This is a genomic window from Paenirhodobacter sp. (assembly GCF_041916475.1).
In the GTDB taxonomy this organism is placed as follows: Bacteria; Pseudomonadota; Alphaproteobacteria; order Rhodobacterales; family Rhodobacteraceae; genus Rhodobacter.
In genome coordinates, this window is record NZ_JAYRZN010000022.1 from 46,525 (window position 1) to 63,196 (window position 16,672).

A 16,672-nucleotide genomic window follows, 5' to 3' on the forward strand; every position below is an offset into this window, starting at 1 on the left:
GGCACTGGATTTTCGCCGCCATCTGCGGTTTATTCGCGCTGTGCCTATTTTCCGGGCGACCCGAAGGAGCGCCATGCCCGTCTCTCCGCGTAGAACCGATGCCGCGCCGATCCCCGGATCGACGGTGCAATATGTGATCGATACGCTGACGACGCGGATCGTGGCGCAGGAATACGGGCTCGATGAGCGCCTGCCGGCGGAGCGCCAGCTTGCGCAGGACCTGGGCGTTGCGCGCAACACGGTGCGCGAGGCGCTCGATCAGCTCGAGGAGCGCGGCATGATCCGGCGCCGGGCGGGGTCTGGCTCGTTCGTGATCTGGGATCCGGAGGGGACGGCGCGTTCCGTCGCGCCCGTCGCGGCGGAGACCGGGCCGTTGCAGCTTCAGGTGATGCGCGGGATCCTGGAGCCGGAGATGGTGCGGCTCGCGATCATCTCCATGCCGCCGCGGCAGATCGAGGCGCTCGGCGAGACGCTCTCGCAGCTGGAGGCGGTGAGCACCGATATCGGCGCGTTCATGCGGCTCGAAGAAGAGTTCCACCGCCAGATCGCCGAGGGCACCGGCAATCCGCTGCTGGTGGCCTGCTACAACCTGGTGATCGACGCGCGGCGGCAGAGCTTCCGCGCCGCGATGTACCGCCGCCACCTGACGCCCGCGCGCATCGCCACCTATCAGCGCGGCTACAACGCCCTGTTCAACGCCATCGCCGCGCGCGACATCGAGGCGGCCAGCGAATTCATGAAGCTGAGCCTGATCGAAGACCAGAAGCTGCTCATGCAGGAGGAATGACCCGGCGCCTGGGCAGCCGCACCCGCTGCTGCCACATCTGGCCGAGCTCCTGCATGTGCCGGATCAGCAGCGCATCGTGGCGCTCCAGCCAGTCGGTCACCGAGCCGAATTCCACGATGCGGGCCCGGCCCTCGCTGATGCGCACCACGGGCCAATCGCCCACCAGCGCATTGTCGATCCCGAAGACTTCCTGCCCCCACCAGCGCGCCGGGCCGAAGGCATGGGGCATCTGCTGGCCGCGCTTCATCGCCGCCAGCACCGAGACCGGCTCCACCGTATCGGCGATTTCCACCGCATTGTGCCACAGATCGAGGATCGAGGCATATTCCCAGCTGACCGCCGTCCATTCGCGGGGGAAGCGGGCGTTGTAGCTGTCGAAGAATGCCTTCGGGCGGCGGAAGAAGAAGGCGGTATCGGTGAGCTTCGGATCGTCGAAATCCGGGAACTGGAAGGTATAGCGCGCCATGAACTCGGGTGCGGTGCGCGCAATCATGCGGCCGTAGTCGTCGGCGGTGCAGGCGATGATCTCGCCGGTGAAGCCGCGCGCGAAAGCAGCTTCCGTCAGCGCCTCGATCATCGGCGGGTCGGAGGAGCACCAGCACAGGATCTCGGGCTGGCTTTCCAGCATTGCCGAGACGAGCCCGTCTGCATCGCGCTCATCGGGGGCGTAGCGGATTTCGCGGGTGATCGCGATGCCCGCGGCCTCGAAGGCAGCGCGATAGACGGCGAGCGAGGGCAGGCCCAGACTGTCGGTCTGGCTGCACAGCGCCACCCGCCGCGCGGCCGGGCGGTTGCGCGCGAGCCAGGATACGCCGGTGACGTTGAACAGCGGATGCACCTCGGCGGGCGCGATCAGATAGGGCGTGTCGGGCGACAGATCCGATGGCAGCAGCGTCGCCACCAGCACCCGGCGCGCCATCAGATAGGGCAGGGCCGGGGCGAAACTGTCGCCGCCGAGCGTGAGCACGATCCGCACGCGCTGGTTCTCCACCAGATCGCGCGCGGCCTCGCGCACCTGCGCGGGCCCTGCGGCGCTGTCGTGGGCAATGATCTCCACCCGGTGGCGCCGGCCGGCGACCATCAGCCCGCCATGTTCGTTGATCCAGTCGGTCCAGATCCGGCAGCCGTCCAGGCCCGGTTTGCCCCAGTCTGATTCGGGCCCCGAGAGCGGCGTGAGGAAGCCGATCCGCAGCGGAGCGCGGTTGCGCGCCTCCAGCCGGGGGAGCGTACCCGTCACCGCGAGCCTCTGTGCGAATGACGCTGTGCTCATAAAATCATCCCCAACCCGTTTCGGACCGCCCGGAATGCCCAAATTCTCGCACAGGCAGCATTCCACGCAAGAAAAAATATTGACCGGGAAGCATACCGCCTGCGCATGATTGGTTCATGCCGAAAGAACCAGTTGCCACATCTGGTTCAAACCGGATCAAGAAACAAAAACAGGGAGTCCAACAATGACGAAACGCGTTGCCGTGATCGGCGCAGGTCCTTCCGGTCTTGCCGCTCTGCGGGCATTCCAATCCGCCGCCCGCAATGGGGCGGAGATCCCGGAGGTGGTCTGCTTCGAGAAACAGGCCAATTGGGGCGGGCTGTGGAACTATACCTGGCGCACCGGCGTCGATGAGAACGGGGAACCGGTTCACGGCTCGATGTACCGCTACCTGTGGACCAATGGCCCGAAAGAGGGGCTCGAATTCGCCGACTATCCGTTCGAGGAGCATTTCGGCAAGCAGATCGCCTCCTATCCGCCGCGCGCGGTGATGATGGATTACATCGAAGGCCGGGTGAACAAGGCGGGCGTGCGGCCCTGGATCCGGTTCAATTCGGTGATCCGCTGGGTCGAATACGATCAGGACGCCGAGGATTTCACCATCACCGTCCACGATATGGTCGCCGATCGTGTCTACAAGGAGCGCTTCGATCATGTGATCGTTGCCTCGGGGCACTTCTCCAGCCCGAACGTGCCGGAATATCCGGGCTTCGAGCAGTTCTATGGCCGCATCGTCCATGCCCATGATTTCCGCGATGCGCGCGAATTCGAAGGCCAGGACGTGCTGGTGATGGGCTCGTCCTATTCGGCGGAGGATATCGGCTCGCAGTGCTGGAAATACGGGGCGAAATCCATCACCTCCTGCTACCGCTCGGCGCCGATGGGCTTCCAGTGGCCCGCGAACTGGGAAGAAAAACCCGCGCTGGTGAAGGTCGAGGGCAAGACCGCCTTCTTCAAGGACGGCAGCAGCAAGCATATCGACGCGATCATCCTGTGCACGGGCTACAAGCACTACTTCCCGTTCCTCCCCGACGATCTGCGGCTGAAGACGGCGAACCGGCTGGCGACGGCCGACCTGTATAAAGGGGTCGTCTATGTCCACAATCCGAAGCTGTTCTACATCGGCATGCAGGACCAGTGGTTCACCTTCAACATGTTCGACGCCCAGGCCTGGTATGTGCGCGACATCATCCTCGGCCGGATCGCCGTGCCCGCCGACAAGCAGGCGCTGATCGCCGATGTGGCCGAGCGCGAGGCGCGCGAGGAGGCTTCGGACGATGTGAAATACGCGATCAAGTATCAGGGCGACTACGTCAAGGAACTGATCGCCGACACCGATTACCCGAGCTTCAACGTGGATGGCGCCATTGAGGCATTCCTCGAGTGGAAGCACCACAAGAAGGTCGACATCATGGCCTTCCGCAACCACAGCTACAAATCGGTCATGACCGGGACCATGGCGCCGCCGCACCACACGCCGTGGAAGGATGCGCTGGACGATTCCATGGAGGCATACCTCCGCGCCTGAGGTCTCTTCCCCGACTGGGGGGAGGCGGCGTCCTTGTCCTCCCCCCGCATTTTTCGATCACGAGGGAGACGTGATGGTGGAATTCACCCAGACCCTGCTGCGGCCGGGTCCGCCGCGGCCCACGCGTCCGCGCCGGGCTGCGGCCTTCGGGCTCGCGCCCAACGAGGAGCGCTATGCCGTGCCGGGCGGCTCGGCGGTGGTGGTCGAGATCGCGGCGGGAGACCGCGTCTCGGTGAGCAATGACGAGGGCGGCCAGCGCGCGGAGCTGATCGCGGCGCATCCGGATGGGCACATCGACGCCGGTCTGCTCGGCTGGCGCGCGGATGGCGCGGCCGACGGGCTGCGCGCGATGCTGGCGGGGCTGGGAAGGCTGCGGCTGTCGCTCGCGCTGCGCGGGATCGACGTTTCGGAGGCGCGCGCGATCGGGCTGTTCGGGGCGGCCTCACGCGCAGGCGAATCCGCGGGCTTCACCGCGCAGGGCAAGGGCTGGCTGATCCTGGCCGCGCCCGGCGGACCGATGGATGCCGAAGCGCAGGATACGGCGACGCCGCTCACCTTGTGCATCACCCGGGCGGTGCCGCGTCGGGTGGGGCAGTTCGCGCTGCCCGATCCGCTCGCGGATCCGCTGCAGGACATCCGGGTGAAATCCGCCACGGCCGAGGCCTATGTGGTGAAGGCGGGCGAATACATCCAGATCATCGACGTGGACGGGCGCCAGTGCACGGATTTCCAGTGCTTCGATGCGCGCAAGCTGGACCGCGGCATCGTGCATCCGCTGGATGTGACCACGACCCGCACGATCCAGGGCCACAATTATCCGATGCCTGGCCTGCATTCCAAATACTTCGACCACGACATGGTGCCGCTGGTCGAGGTGGTGCAGGATACCTGCGGGCGGCACGATACGTTCGGCCTCGCCTGCGCGCCGAAATACTATGACGATATCGGCTACCCGGGCCATGCCAACTGCTCCGACAATTTCAACGGCGCGCTGGCGGCCTATGGCGTGGAGCCGCGCGCGGGCTGGATGGCGGCCAACTTCTTCTTCAATACCGGGATCGACGCTCATGGCGTGATGTTCGCCGATGAGCCGTGGTCCCGCCCGGGCGATTATGTGCTGCTGCGCGCGCTGACGGATATCGTCTGCGTCTCCTCGGCCTGCCCGGACGATACCTCGCCCGCCAATGGCTGGCACCTCACCGATATCCATGTGCGCAGCTACGCGGCCACGGAGCGGTTCAACCGCGCCTCCGCCTGGCGCCCCCTTCCCGACGCGGAGCCGATCATGACGCGCGAGAGCGCCTTCCACAGCAGTTTCGCGGAGCTGACCCGCGATTTCGTCGAGTATCGGGGCTTCTGGCTGCCGAATTCCTTCCCGGGCTGCGATCCGGTCGAAAGCTACTGGGCCGCGCGCGAGGGCGTGGTGGTGATGGACCTGAGCGCGCTGCGCAAGTTCGAGGTCACCGGCCCCGATGCAGAGGCGCTGCTGAACTGGGTGCTCACCCGCGATGTCTCGAAGCTCGGCCATGGCCAGGTGGTCTATTCCGCCATGTGCTACGAGCACGGCGGCATGATCGACGATGGCACCCTGTTCCGCCTCGGCGATCAGAACTTCCGCTGGATCGGCGGGTCCGATGAAGGCGGCGCCTGGATGCGCGAACAGGCCGAAAAGCTCGGGCTGAACGTGATGATCCGCTCCTCCACCGACCAGCTGCACAACATCGCCGTGCAGGGGCCGAAATCGCGCGATCTGATGGCCGAGATCATCTGGACCGCGCCGCACCAAGCCGCAATTGCCGAAATGGGCTGGTTCCGCTTCACCGTGGGCCGGATCGGGGGGGCTACGGGCGCGCCGGTGGTGGTCTCGCGCACGGGCTATACGGGCGAGCTCGGCTACGAGATCTTCTGCCACCCGAAGGATGGTAAGGCGGTGTTCGATGCCGTGTGGTCCGCGGGGCAGGCGCATGGCATCCGCCCGATGGGGCTCGCGGGGCTCGATCTGTGCCGGATCGAGGCCGGGCTCGTCTTCGCCGGATATGATTTCTCGGATCAGACCGACCCGTTCGAGGCGGGTATCGGCTTTACCGTGCCGCTGAAATCCAAGGCCGCCGATTTCATCGGCCGCGACGCGCTCCAGCGCCGCAAGGTCACGCCCGGGCGCAAATTCATCGGGCTGGAGATCGAGGGGCAGGAGCCCGTCGGCCATGGCGATTGCATCCGCATCGGCCGCGCGCAGGTGGGCGAGATCTGCTCGGCCATGCGCTCGCCCCGGAGCGGAGACTGGATCGCGCTCGCGCGCATCGACGTGGCCCATGCCGCGCCGGGCACCGCGGTCGAGGTCGGCCGGCTGGACGGACATATCAAGCGGATCGCCGCCCGCGTGGCGCCCTTCCCCTATTACGACCCGAAAAAGGAACGGCCCCGGTCCTGACCGGGCAACAGGAGAGACGAGATGACTGCATCGTGGAGATTTTCGACGCTGGCGGACCGGCACCGTGCGCTGGGCTCGGCGCTGGAAGACTGGTCGGGCATGGGCACCGCCTGGAGCTATGACGGCGATCCGGCGGCGGAATACCTGGCCATACGCACGAAGGCGGGGCTGATGGATGTGTCGGGGCTGAAGAAGGTCCATGTCACCGGGGCGGGGGCGAGCCATGTGATCGACCGCGCCACCACCCGCAACATGGAAAAGCTGATGCCGGGGCGCTCGGTCTATGCGGCCATGCTGAACGATGCGGGCAAGTTCGTCGATGACTGTGTCATCTACCGCACCGGGCCGAATGCGTTCATGGTGGTGCATGGCTCGGGCCAGGGCTTCGAGCAGCTGACCATGGCCGCCGCCGGCCGCGACGTCTCCGTGCGCTTCGATGACAATCTGCACGACCTCTCGCTGCAGGGCCCGCTGGCGGTGGATTTCCTGGCCAAATACGTGCCCGGCATCCGCGATCTACCCTATTTCGCGCATATGCAGACGTCGCTCTACGGCGTGCCGGCGATGATCTCGCGCACGGGCTATACCGGTGAGCGCGGCTACGAGCTGTTCGTGCGCGGACAGGACGCGCCGATGATCTGGGGCCGGATCCTCGAAGAGGGCAAGGAGATGGGCATCATCCCCTGCCGCTTCACCACGCTCGATCTGCTGCGCACGGAAAGCTACCTGCTGTTCTTCCCCTACGACAATTCCGAGATGTACCCGTTCGAGACCGAGGCCTGCGGCGATACCCTGTGGGAGCTCGGCCTCGATTTCACGGTAAGCCCGGGCAAGACCGGCTTCCGCGGCGCGGAGGAGCATTACCGGCTGAAGGGCAAGGAGCGCTTCAAGATCTGGGGGCTGAAGCTCGCGGGCGACACCGCCCCGGGCAATGGCGCGAAGGTCCTGCGCGATGGCGTGGAGGTGGGCGTCGTGACCCAGGCGATGCACTCGCCGCTGAACGGCTGGACCATCGCCATCGCGCGGCTGCCAGTCGATTGTGCGAATGCGGGCACCGCGCTCACCGTGGTCTGCCCGGAGGCGGGCGAGATCGCGGCCACCACCGCGCCGATGCCCTTCTACGACCCGGAGAAGAAGCGCCGCACCGTCAAGGGCTGAGGCCATGGGGCAGGGGGCGCGTCAGACGCCCCCGCCCGTTCCAACAGGGAAATCACCATGCCACGCACCGAATTCACCCCCTCGATCACGAGCCGCCCGGTCTATCCGGGGCTCGTCTCGCAGGGCGCGACACCTGCGATCATGCTCGCCGACGCCGAGGGCGCGGAGGCCCTGATCGACCTTGCCGCGGCCGATGCCGCGGTGATGGACCTGGCCCATCTGATCTATATTCCTGCCGGGGCCGCCCATGGTGCGCGGCTGCGGGCCCTGGGCGCGCAGATGTATCACGAGGCGCCGAGCTTCGCGGCGGCGCTGGAGCGCTACCGCAAGGCACTTGGCGATGCGCATATGGGCACCCGGCTCTATCTCGCGGGGACCGAGGGGCTGATCGGCCAGGCCGCGGCCGAGGCCCTGGCCGCGGGCCTGCCCGAAGGCGCGATCCAGACCGAGCATCGCGGCTCCATCGCGCGGCGCATGCAATGCGTACACTGCAAGGGCATCACCGAGAACGTCACCACGGACCCGTTCACCTGCGGCCATTGCGGGCTCACCCTCTTCGTGCGCGATCATTTCTCGCGTCGGCTCGGCGCCTTCCAGGGCGTCTGCGTCGATGCCGAGACCCCCGGTATCCTCCCCGAAACGCAGGAGATCAAACCATGACCGGCCAGATGCTGCGGGTGGCGGCGGTGACGCCGCTGAGCCCGCTGGTGACCCGTTTCCGCTTCGAGCATCCGGAGGGCGCGGCCTTGGCGCTGTTCTCGGGGGGGGCGCATGTCGTGGTGGAAATGCCCGATCAGGGCACGCTGCGGCGCAACGCTTATTCGCTGATATCGGACCCTATGGATGGCTCGGGCTATGAAATCGCGGTGCGGCGCGAGGACCGGGGCCGGGGTGGTTCGCGGTTCATGCACAGGCAGGTGCGGGAGGGGGACCTTCTGCGCGTGGGCGCGCCGGTGAACCTGTTCGCGCTCGATCTGCGCGCGCGCAAGCATGTGCTGATCGCGGGGGGCATCGGGATCACGCCGTTTCTAGCACAGCTGCGCCAGCTGATGCGCCTGCAGGCGCCGTTCGAGCTGCATTATGCGGCGCGTTCGCGGGCGGAGGCGGCGGGGCTCGCGCTGCTGCCCGAGCTGCCGCAGGTGCATGCGCATATCTCCGAGGAGGGCGGGCGGATGGACCTTGGCGCCGTACTCGCGCGCCAGCCGCTGGGCACGCATGTATACACTTGCGGGCCGGAGGGGCTGATTTCGGCGGTGGAGGATGCGGCCGCGCGGCTGGGCTGGCCGAAGGCGGCGCTGCATGCCGAGGCTTTCCTCGCGCCGGCCCCCGGCAAGCCCTTCACCGTGATCCTTGCGAAATCCGGCATTACGCTGGAAGTCGGCCCGCATCAAAGCCTGCTGGAGGCGCTGGAGGCCGCGCGGGTGGAGGCGCCCTGGCTGTGCCGCGGCGGCGCCTGCGGCCAGTGCGAGACGGCGGTGCTCTCCTGCAAGGGCCGCATTGCGCATCACGACCACTGGCTGAGCGATGACGAAAAATCCGCCCAGACCAAGATCATGCCCTGCGTCTCGCGGTTCGAGGGGCAGGAACTCATTCTCGACAGGTGACCCGATGACCCTCCGCTTCAACGACGAGACCTTCCGCGACGATTACACCTACCGCAACTCGCCTGAGGCGATCGCGCGGTTCCCGTTCCCGTTTGACCAGGACAGCTACATGTATTCGGTCAACATCGAGCCGCATCGCAAGACGCGGGCGGGCTCGGTCTTCGAGCATCGTTTCGATGTGGACGAGCATTATGTGGCCGAGATGCGCGACCGGGCGATCACGCTGGCGGAGGATCCGCTGCGTTGCCAGTCGCTGCCGCATATGGAGCTGGCGGGGTGGGATTTCCTCGAGCTGGTGATGACCTCCAAGGCCGAGGATTATCCGGAGCTGTTCACGCTCCACCGCGACGGCGACCGCTGGCACTGGATCAACCGGCCACTCGGGATCGACCAGCGCTTCACCTTCCTCGATGCCACCACGCTGCCCTGCGGCCCGCTGGAATACATCACCCGCCAGACCCAGGGCGACCATGCGCTTCTGGATCAGCGCGAGGGCAACCTGTGGATGGATGCGGGCATGGTGACGGCCCAGGCCGACTGGAGCCTCGATTTCGACATCGGGATGAACTTCTTCGAATGGCACGCCCCGGTGCCCAAGGCGCATGAGCTGGGCGTGTTCCAGCGCGCGCTGAAATTCCTGATGAACGTGCAGCAGGGCGCCCCCTCGCGGCGGCTGAACTGGACGATGACGGTCAATCCGCGCCTCGATACCAGCCCTGAGAACTATCACAAATGGGGCCCGGAGAAGCGCAGCATCACCCCCGAAAACGTCGGGCGGAAACAGTATCTGCGGGTGGAGCTGCAGACCTTCTGGCGGCTGCCGCGCTCGAATGCGCTGGCCTTCCCGATCCGCTGTTACCTGATTGCGCTCGAAGATCTGGTTACCGTGCCGAAATGGGGCCGCCGCCTGCATCGGGTACTGCGCGACCTGCCCGACGAGCTCGCGATTTACAAGGGGTTCCAGGTGAACCGCCCGACGATCGTGAGCTACCTCGCGCAGTTCGACGATGGCAAGGAAACCTCTCCGGGCATCTTCCCGGACTGAGCAGCGAAGGGGCCGGCGCGTTCTGCGCCGGCCCCTCTTTCGTTCCAGGTGCCGTCGGTCATGGGCGACCCCAAGGCTCCTGGTTCCCGCGTCCCGGCCCGCCGGACCTGCCTCCGGTGGCATCCCGTCCCTGCAAGGACGGGTGTCGGGATGTCGTCCCGGGGGGCGTGCGATCCTCCGGGGGTGCCCCGATCCGGAAACGGGTCGGGGCATTTTCGTGCCGTGGGGGCGGGCCCTGCAAGGCCCGCCCCCCGGGGCGCCTCAGCCCGGCAGCTTGGTCAGCTGGGCCGTGGCATAGGCCACATGCGCCGCGCCCGGCGCCACCTCGACCGCGCTGCCGCCGAACAGGCCGTCGTTGAAGCGATAGCCCACTTCGCCATGGGTGCTGGTATCGAGGCCCTCGTATTCCGCCTCGTCGGAGACGCGCAGCCCGCCGGTCACCAGCGCCGTCACCTTCAGCGCGATCCAGGTGGTGACCACCGAAACCAGGATCGAGAAGGCCATGACGCCGATCTGCGGGCCCATCTGCGAGGCCATGTCGCGGCCTTCGGCATAGCCCATGCCGCCGAACACCGGCGCGGCGAAGATCACGGTGAGCACACCGCCGACGATGGCGCCGACGCCATGCACGCCGAACACGTCGAAGCTGTCGTCATAGCCGAACTTCGGCTTCATCACCTCGACCGCGAAGATACAGACCGGCGAGACCAGCAGCCCGACCGCGATTGCGCCCGCAGGGCCCACGAAGCCGCAGGCCGGGGTGATCGCCACCAGCCCGGCGATGGCACCCGAGAGCACGCCGAAGGTCGAGGGTTTCTTGCGGTGAATCCATTCCGTCACCATCCACGACAGCGCGCCCGCAGCCCCGCCGAGCATCGTGTTGACCATCAGCAGCGCCGAGAAGCCGCTCGCCGCCAGCGCGCAGCCGCCGCAGAAGGCAAGCCAGCCGACCCAGAGCATCGCGCCGCCGGTATAGGTCATGGTCATGTTGTGCGGCGCCATCATCGTGGTGCGGTAGCCCTTGCGCGGCCCGAGGACCAGCGCGCAGACGAGCGCCGCCATCCCGGCATTCAGGTGCACCACGTTGCCGCCCGCATAATCCATGACGCCGACATTGAACACCCAGCCGCCGCCCCAGGCCATATGCGCCATCGGCACGTAGTTGATCATGAACCACAGCCCCATGAACACCAGCACCGCGGAGAATTTCATCCGCTCGGCGAAGGCGCCGATGATGATCGGCGGCGTGATCGCGGCGAACATCATCATGAACAGGAAATAGAGGTATTCGGGGATGGTGTAGGTCAGGCTGTCGGTGGTGACGCCGGACATGAACATCTTGCCGAGGCCGCCGATCACGGGGCCGGTGCCGTCGATGAACAGAGAATAGCCGACCAGCGCCCAGAGCACGCAGATGAGCGAGATCGAGGCGAAGATCTGCGTGAGGATGGAGAGCACGTTTTTGGAGCGCGCCATCCCGGCATAGAACAGCCCGAGGCCGGGCAGCATCATCAGCATGACGATCAGCGCGCAGGTCGCCACGAAAGCGGTATCGCCAGTGTTCAGGGAGGCTTCGGCCTCCTGCGCCCAGGCGAAGGCGGGCAGGGCGGTGAGCGCCCCGGCCGCGGGAAGGAGTTTCTTCAGATGCATCGTTTCACCCATGTGTGTTGGCAGGTGTTGCCATGATGATGGGGATTCGTGGGAAGAATAGTTTCTCTTAAATAAAATGAAGCGGCCCGTTTGGCGGGCGTCAGAATGTGGGCGCTTTGCCCTGCGCTGCACAAATTCGCGCCATGTCACGAAGGCGTGCGCCCCGGAATCACTGGGCTTTGCTGCGCTCTGCGCGGGCTTCGGTGCGCCCGGGCATGCTGAAACCGGCTCGAATCGTGCGATGTGGCGCTTCGTGGGCCGGTTTGGCGCCCGGGTTTCAGCCCTGCCCAAATAATGCGCGGGAAAATCCGGGCCCGGAGGGGCGCTGCCAAAATTGGCGGCAGGAAATTCCTCAGAAGACAGCAATATTCCTGCGGTGCAAAATATCCCTGTACTGAAATAAATTTCCTGATAGGTAAATCGACATACGAACCTTTAGCAGCGGGAGCTTGTTGATGTGTGGGATTGTCGGGCTTTTCCTGAAGCAGGAATCGCTTCGTCCGCGTCTTGGGGATCTTCTGACGGAGATGCTGATCACGATGACCGATCGTGGTCCTGACAGCGCCGGGATCGCGATCTACGGGGATGCGGGCACGGGCCTGAAGCTGACGGTGCAGTCGGATACGCCGGCGGCGACCTTCGACGGGCTGGACGGGGCGCTGGAAGCGGCGCTTGGCCAGGCGGTGACGATGCGGGTGGTGGATACGCACGCCGTGCTGACGATCCCGGAAGATGCCGAAGCGGCGGCGCGCGCCTTCATGAAGGCCCGCGGTATCCGGGTGATGGGCTGCGGCGCGGCGATGGAGATCTACAAGGAAACCGGCCTGCCCAAGGATGTGGCGGCGCGTTTCGGGATCCGCGGCATGGCGGGCAGCCATGGCATCGGCCACACCCGGATGGCCACGGAATCGGCGGTGACGACGATGGGCGCGCACCCGTTCTCCACCGGCGACGACCAGTGCCTCGTGCACAATGGCTCGCTGTCGAACCACAACCAGATGCGCCGCGTGCTGAGCGCCAAGGGCTTTGCGCCGGAAACGCAGAACGATACCGAAGTGGCGGCCTGCTACATCTCCTCGCGGCTTGCGGAAGGCGTCAATCTCGGCACCGCCCTCGAAGGCACGCTGCAGGACCTCGACGGGTTCTTCACCTTCGTGGTGGGCACGAAGAACGGCTTCGGCGTGGTGCGCGACCCGATCGCCTGCAAACCCGCGGTGATGGCCGAGACCGATGATTATGTGGCCTTCGGCTCCGAATACCGGGCGCTGGCCAACCTGCCGGGGATCGAGACCGCCCGCGTCTGGGAGCCCGAACCCGCAACCGTCTATTTCTGGGAGCGCTGAGATGCAGAGCCTCGACCTGGCCACCACGCCGCTGCGCGAGATCAATGCCGCGCTGCAGGCGCAGGCCGCACAGACCAACCAGACCCAATGGGTGATCGAGAATCCGAAGGGCGCGCATGCGATCGCCGTCGGGCTCGATGCGCCGATCGAGGTCACGGTGAAGGGCTCCACCGGCTATTACTGCGCGGGGATGAACAAGCAGGCCACCGTCCACGTCACCGGCTCCGCCGGGCCGGGCGTGGCCGAGAACATGATGTCGGGCACGGTGATCATCGAGGGTGACGCCTCGCAATATGCGGGCGCGACCGGCCATGGCGGCCTGCTGGTGGTGAAAGGCAATGCCTCCTCGCGCTGCGGGATTTCGATGAAGGGCATCGATATCGTGGTGCATGGCAACATCGGCCACATGTCGGCGTTCATGGCGCAATCGGGCAACCTGGTGGTGCTGGGCGACGCAGGCGATGCGCTCGGCGACAGCCTTTATGAGGCGCGCCTGTTCGTGCGCGGCACGGTCAAGTCGCTGGGCTCGGACTGCATCGAGAAAGAGATGCGCCCCGAGCATCTGGAGATCCTGAAGGACCTGCTGGAGCGCGCCGGCGCCGATGCGAAGCCCGAAGAGTTCAAGCGCTACGGCTCGGCCCGCAAGCTCTACAATTTCCACGTCGATCACGCGAGCGCCTACTGATGGACAAGACACCGCAAACCCTCCCGCGCAACAGCTGGACCTACAGCCCGGACATCAACGCCGAGATCCGCCGCGCGGCCGACACCGGCATCTACGACATCCGCGGCGGCGGGGCGAAACGGCGGGTGCCGCATTTCGACGACCTGCTGTTCCTCGGCGCGTCGATGAGCCGCTATCCGCTCGAGGGCTACCGCGAGAAATGCGACACCTCGGTCGTGCTCGGCACGCGCTTCGCCAAGAAGCCGATTGAGCTGAAGATCCCGGTGACGATCGCGGGCATGTCCTTCGGCGCGCTCTCGGGCCCGGCGAAAGAGGCCCTGGGCCGCGGCGCCACGCTCGCGGGCACCTCGACCACCACCGGCGACGGCGGCATGACCAACGAGGAGCGCGGGCACAGCGAGAAGCTGGTCTATCAATACCTGCCCTCGCGCTACGGCATGAACCCCGATGACCTGCGCCGCGCCGATGCGATCGAGGTGGTGATCGGCCAGGGCGCGAAGCCCGGCGGCGGCGGCATGCTGCTCGGCCAGAAGATCACCGAGCGGGTCGCGGGCATGCGCAACCTGCCCGTGGGCATCGACCAGCGCTCGGCCTGCCGGCATCCGGACTGGACCGGGCCGGACGATCTCGAGATCAAGATCCTCGAGCTGCGCGAGATCACCAACTGGGAAAAGCCGATCTACATCAAGGTCGGCGGCGCGCGGCCCTATTACGACACCGCGCTGGCGGTGAAGGCGGGCGCCGATGTGGTGGTGGTCGACGGCATGCAGGGCGGCACCGCCGCGACCCAGGACGTGTTCATCGAGAATGTCGGCATGCCGACGCTCGCCTGCATCCGCCCCGCGGTCCAGGCGCTGCAGGACCTCGGCATGCATCGCAAGGTGCAGCTGGTGGTTTCGGGCGGGATCCGGAGCGGGGCCGATGTCGCGAAGGCGCTGGCGCTCGGCGCCGATGCGGTGGCCATCGGTACGGCGGCGCTGATCGCGCTTGGCGAGAACGACCCGAAATGGGGCGCGGAATATGCGGCCCTCGGCACCACGGCCGACGCCTATGACGACTGGCACGAGGGCAAGGACCCGGCCGGCATCACCACGCAGGACCCGGCGCTGATGGCGCGCTTCGACCCGATCGAGGGCGCGCGGCGGCTGCGCAATTACCTCGCGGTGATGACGCTGGAATGCCAGACCATCGCGCGCGCCTGCGGCAAGAGCCATGTGCACAACCTCGAGCCCGAGGATCTGTGCGCGCTGACCATGGAAGCGGCTGCGATGGCGCAGGTGCCGCTCGCGGGGACCAACTGGTTCCCGGGCAAGGGCTTCTGAGATTGACGGGCGGGGCAAGGACCCCGCCCGCGGCACAACAGGGATAAGAACATGACCGATCTGGCTGCATTCGCCCGCGAGAAGGGCGTCAAGTATTTCATGATTTCCTACACCGACCTGTTCGGGGCGCAGCGCGCGAAGCTGGTGCCCGCGCAGGCGATCGCCGACATGCAGGCCGATGGGGCGGGCTTCGCGGGCTTCGCGACCTGGCTCGACCTGACGCCTGCGCACCCCGACATGCTGGCGGTGCCGGACCCGACCTCGGTGATCCAGCTGCCGTGGAAAAAGGACGTGGCCTGGGTCGCGTCGAACTGCGTCATGTCGGGCGGCGCGGCCCTCGACCAGGCGCCGCGCAACGTGCTGAACCGGCTGATCGCCGAAGCGGCCGAAATGGACCTGGTGGTGAAGACCGGGGTCGAGCCCGAATTCTTCCTGCTGACGCCCGACGGGCTGCAGATCTCGGACCCGGCCGATACCGCGGTAAAGCCCTGCTACGACCAGCAGGCGGTGATGCGCCGCTATGATGTGATCGCGGAGATCTGCGATTACATGCTGGAGCTCGGCTGGGAGGCCTATCAGAACGACCACGAGGACGCGAACGGCCAGTTCGAGATGAACTGGAAATATGACGCGGCCCTCGCCACCGCCGACAAGCACTCGTTCTTCAAGTTCATGGTGCGCTCGGTCGCCGAGAAGCACGGCCTGCGCGCAACCTTCATGCCGAAGCCGATCATGGGCCTGACCGGCAACGGCTGCCATGCGCATATCTCGGTATGGAACAGCAAGACCGGCAAGAACGCCTTCGCCGACGACAGCAAGGAGCTGAGCCTTTCCGACGATGGCCGCTATTTCCTCGGCGGCATCATGAAGCACGCCTCGGCGCTTGCGGTGATCACCAACCCGACGGTGAACAGCTACAAGCGGATCAACGCGCCGCGCACCAATTCGGGCGCGACCTGGGCGCCCAACACCGTCACCTGGACCGGCAACAACCGCACCCATATGGTGCGCGTGCCCGGCCCCGGCCGGTTCGAGCTGCGCCTGCCCGACGGGGCGGTGAACCCCTATCTGCTGCAGGCGGTGATCATCGCCGCCGGGCTTTCCGGGCTGAAATCCAAGGCCGACCCCGGCCCGCGCTACGATATCGACATGTATGCCGAGGGCCACAAGATCGAGGGCGCGCCGAAGCTGCCGCTGAACCTGCTCGATGCGATCCGCGCCTATGATGCGGATGAGGGGCTGAAGGCGGCGATGGGGGCGGATTTCTCCTCGGCCTATCTGAAGCTGAAGATGCAGGAGTGGAACTCCTTCGTGTCGCATTTCTCCCATTGGGAGCGCGACAACACGCTCGACATCTGAGCGGACGGGCCGGGGTGCACCATGCGCCCCGGCCCACCACCCGGGCAAGGGAGAGCGTGGATGAGCGCGGCGATTATTGACGGGAAGGCTTTTGCGGCGGGTGTTCGCGGGCGTGTTGGGGCGCATGTTGCGGCTCTGAAGGCGCGTGGCGTGGTGCCCGGTCTGGCGGTTGTGCTGGTGGGCGAGGATCCGGCCTCGGCGGTTTATGTGAAGAACAAGGGGATCCAGACCCGCGAGGCGGGGATGGCGAGCTTCGAGCACAAGCTGCCGGCAGAGACCCCGGAGGCCGATCTTCTGGCGCTGATCGGGCGGCTGAACGCGGATCCGGCGGTGCATGGGATCCTGGTGCAGCTGCCGCTGCCCCGGCACATGAACACCGATCTGGTGATCAACGCGATCGCGCCCGCGAAGGACGTGGACGGGTTTCACATTTCGAACGTGGGGCTTCTGGGCACCGGGCAGAAGGCGATGGTGCCCTGCACGCCCTTGG

The 16,672-nt window shown here is 66.3% G+C and carries 14 protein-coding genes; 12 read left to right on the forward strand and 2 right to left on the reverse strand.

Annotation, left to right across the window (positions count from 1 at the left end):
• Window positions 1–73: 73 nt before the first annotated feature.
• On the forward strand, window positions 74–787 hold the full coding sequence (locus ACOMG5_RS10715) for a FadR/GntR family transcriptional regulator (RefSeq protein ID WP_420343786.1): 714 nt from the start codon (window positions 74–76) through the stop codon (window positions 785–787).
• On the opposite strand, the gene ACOMG5_RS10720 is transcribed toward ACOMG5_RS10715, so the two are convergent.
• Entirely contained in the window at window positions 771–2,057 is a 1,287-nt protein-coding gene (locus tag ACOMG5_RS10720) for an ABC transporter substrate-binding protein (protein ID WP_420343787.1), read from the reverse strand. The two genes, ACOMG5_RS10715 and ACOMG5_RS10720, sit on opposite strands and share 17 nt — an antisense overlap.
• Window positions 2,058–2,241: 184 nt before the next feature.
• Between ACOMG5_RS10720 and ACOMG5_RS10725 the strand changes: the two genes are divergently transcribed.
• From ACOMG5_RS10725 to ACOMG5_RS10750, 6 genes are all read left to right on the forward strand, one after another.
• Window positions 2,242–3,585, forward strand: coding sequence for an NAD(P)-binding domain-containing protein (locus ACOMG5_RS10725; protein ID WP_420343788.1), 1,344 nt, complete (start codon window positions 2,242–2,244; stop codon window positions 3,583–3,585).
• 73 nt (window positions 3,586–3,658) lie between these two features.
• On the forward strand, window positions 3,659–6,016 hold the full coding sequence (locus ACOMG5_RS10730) for a DUF1989 domain-containing protein (RefSeq protein WP_420343789.1): 2,358 nt from the start codon (window positions 3,659–3,661) through the stop codon (window positions 6,014–6,016).
• A gap of 21 nt (window positions 6,017–6,037) precedes the next feature.
• Window positions 6,038–7,174 (forward strand): aminomethyltransferase family protein, encoded by a 1,137-nt coding sequence (locus ACOMG5_RS10735; protein WP_420343790.1) that lies wholly within the window; start codon window positions 6,038–6,040, stop codon window positions 7,172–7,174.
• A gap of 57 nt (window positions 7,175–7,231) precedes the next feature.
• Window positions 7,232–7,834, forward strand: coding sequence for a dimethylamine monooxygenase subunit DmmA family protein (locus tag ACOMG5_RS10740; protein WP_420343791.1), 603 nt, complete (start codon window positions 7,232–7,234; stop codon window positions 7,832–7,834).
• Window positions 7,831–8,778, forward strand: coding sequence for a PDR/VanB family oxidoreductase (locus tag ACOMG5_RS10745; protein ID WP_420343792.1), 948 nt, complete (start codon window positions 7,831–7,833; stop codon window positions 8,776–8,778). Before ACOMG5_RS10740 ends, ACOMG5_RS10745 begins: the two co-directional genes overlap by 4 nt.
• A 4-nt stretch (window positions 8,779–8,782) precedes the next feature.
• Entirely contained in the window at window positions 8,783–9,823 is a 1,041-nt protein-coding gene (locus ACOMG5_RS10750) for a heme-dependent oxidative N-demethylase family protein (protein WP_420343793.1), read from the forward strand.
• 261 nt (window positions 9,824–10,084) lie between these two features.
• Here ACOMG5_RS10750 and ACOMG5_RS10755 read toward each other — a convergent pair whose 3' ends face one another.
• Entirely contained in the window at window positions 10,085–11,485 is a 1,401-nt protein-coding gene (locus tag ACOMG5_RS10755) for an ammonium transporter (protein ID WP_420343794.1), read from the reverse strand.
• 443 nt (window positions 11,486–11,928) lie between these two features.
• Between ACOMG5_RS10755 and ACOMG5_RS10760 the strand changes: the two genes are divergently transcribed.
• From ACOMG5_RS10760 to ACOMG5_RS10780, 5 genes are all read left to right on the forward strand, one after another.
• A complete protein-coding gene (locus ACOMG5_RS10760; RefSeq protein ID WP_420343795.1) occupies window positions 11,929–12,816 on the forward strand; it encodes a class II glutamine amidotransferase in 888 nt (295 codons plus the stop codon).
• Between the two features lies 1 nt (window position 12,817).
• Window positions 12,818–13,501: a protein GlxC gene (locus tag ACOMG5_RS10765; protein ID WP_420343796.1), complete on the forward strand. Its 684-nt coding sequence runs from the start codon at window positions 12,818–12,820 to the stop codon at window positions 13,499–13,501.
• On the forward strand, window positions 13,501–14,823 hold the full coding sequence (locus tag ACOMG5_RS10770; protein WP_420343797.1) for an FMN-binding glutamate synthase family protein: 1,323 nt from the start codon (window positions 13,501–13,503) through the stop codon (window positions 14,821–14,823). The genes ACOMG5_RS10765 and ACOMG5_RS10770 overlap by 1 nt, the downstream gene beginning before the upstream one ends.
• 51 nt (window positions 14,824–14,874) lie before the next feature.
• Window positions 14,875–16,182 carry a type III glutamate--ammonia ligase gene (glnT, locus tag ACOMG5_RS10775; RefSeq protein WP_420343798.1) on the forward strand — a complete coding sequence of 436 codons (1,308 nt, stop codon included), beginning with the start codon at window positions 14,875–14,877 and terminating at the stop codon, window positions 16,180–16,182.
• Between the two features lie 60 nt (window positions 16,183–16,242).
• On the forward strand, window positions 16,243–16,672 hold a 430-nt coding region (locus tag ACOMG5_RS10780; RefSeq protein ID WP_420343799.1), incomplete at its 3' end, for a tetrahydrofolate dehydrogenase/cyclohydrolase catalytic domain-containing protein.

Coding starts and splice junctions, on each gene's coding strand:
- ACOMG5_RS10760 (WP_420343795.1), top strand. CDS start 11,929: ATGTGTGGGATTGTCGGGCTTTTCCTGAAGCAGGAATCGCTTCGTCCG.
- ACOMG5_RS10755 (WP_420343794.1), bottom strand. CDS start 11,485: ATGGGTGAAACGATGCATCTGAAGAAACTCCTTCCCGCGGCCGGGGCG.
- ACOMG5_RS10740 (WP_420343791.1), top strand. CDS start 7,232: ATGCCACGCACCGAATTCACCCCCTCGATCACGAGCCGCCCGGTCTAT.
- glnT (WP_420343798.1), top strand. CDS start 14,875: ATGACCGATCTGGCTGCATTCGCCCGCGAGAAGGGCGTCAAGTATTTC.
- ACOMG5_RS10770 (WP_420343797.1), top strand. CDS start 13,501: ATGGACAAGACACCGCAAACCCTCCCGCGCAACAGCTGGACCTACAGC.
- ACOMG5_RS10715 (WP_420343786.1), top strand. CDS start 74: ATGCCCGTCTCTCCGCGTAGAACCGATGCCGCGCCGATCCCCGGATCG.
- ACOMG5_RS10735 (WP_420343790.1), top strand. CDS start 6,038: ATGACTGCATCGTGGAGATTTTCGACGCTGGCGGACCGGCACCGTGCG.
- ACOMG5_RS10725 (WP_420343788.1), top strand. CDS start 2,242: ATGACGAAACGCGTTGCCGTGATCGGCGCAGGTCCTTCCGGTCTTGCC.
- ACOMG5_RS10765 (WP_420343796.1), top strand. CDS start 12,818: ATGCAGAGCCTCGACCTGGCCACCACGCCGCTGCGCGAGATCAATGCC.
- ACOMG5_RS10745 (WP_420343792.1), top strand. CDS start 7,831: ATGACCGGCCAGATGCTGCGGGTGGCGGCGGTGACGCCGCTGAGCCCG.
- ACOMG5_RS10720 (WP_420343787.1), bottom strand. CDS start 2,057: ATGAGCACAGCGTCATTCGCACAGAGGCTCGCGGTGACGGGTACGCTC.
- ACOMG5_RS10750 (WP_420343793.1), top strand. CDS start 8,783: ATGACCCTCCGCTTCAACGACGAGACCTTCCGCGACGATTACACCTAC.
- ACOMG5_RS10730 (WP_420343789.1), top strand. CDS start 3,659: ATGGTGGAATTCACCCAGACCCTGCTGCGGCCGGGTCCGCCGCGGCCC.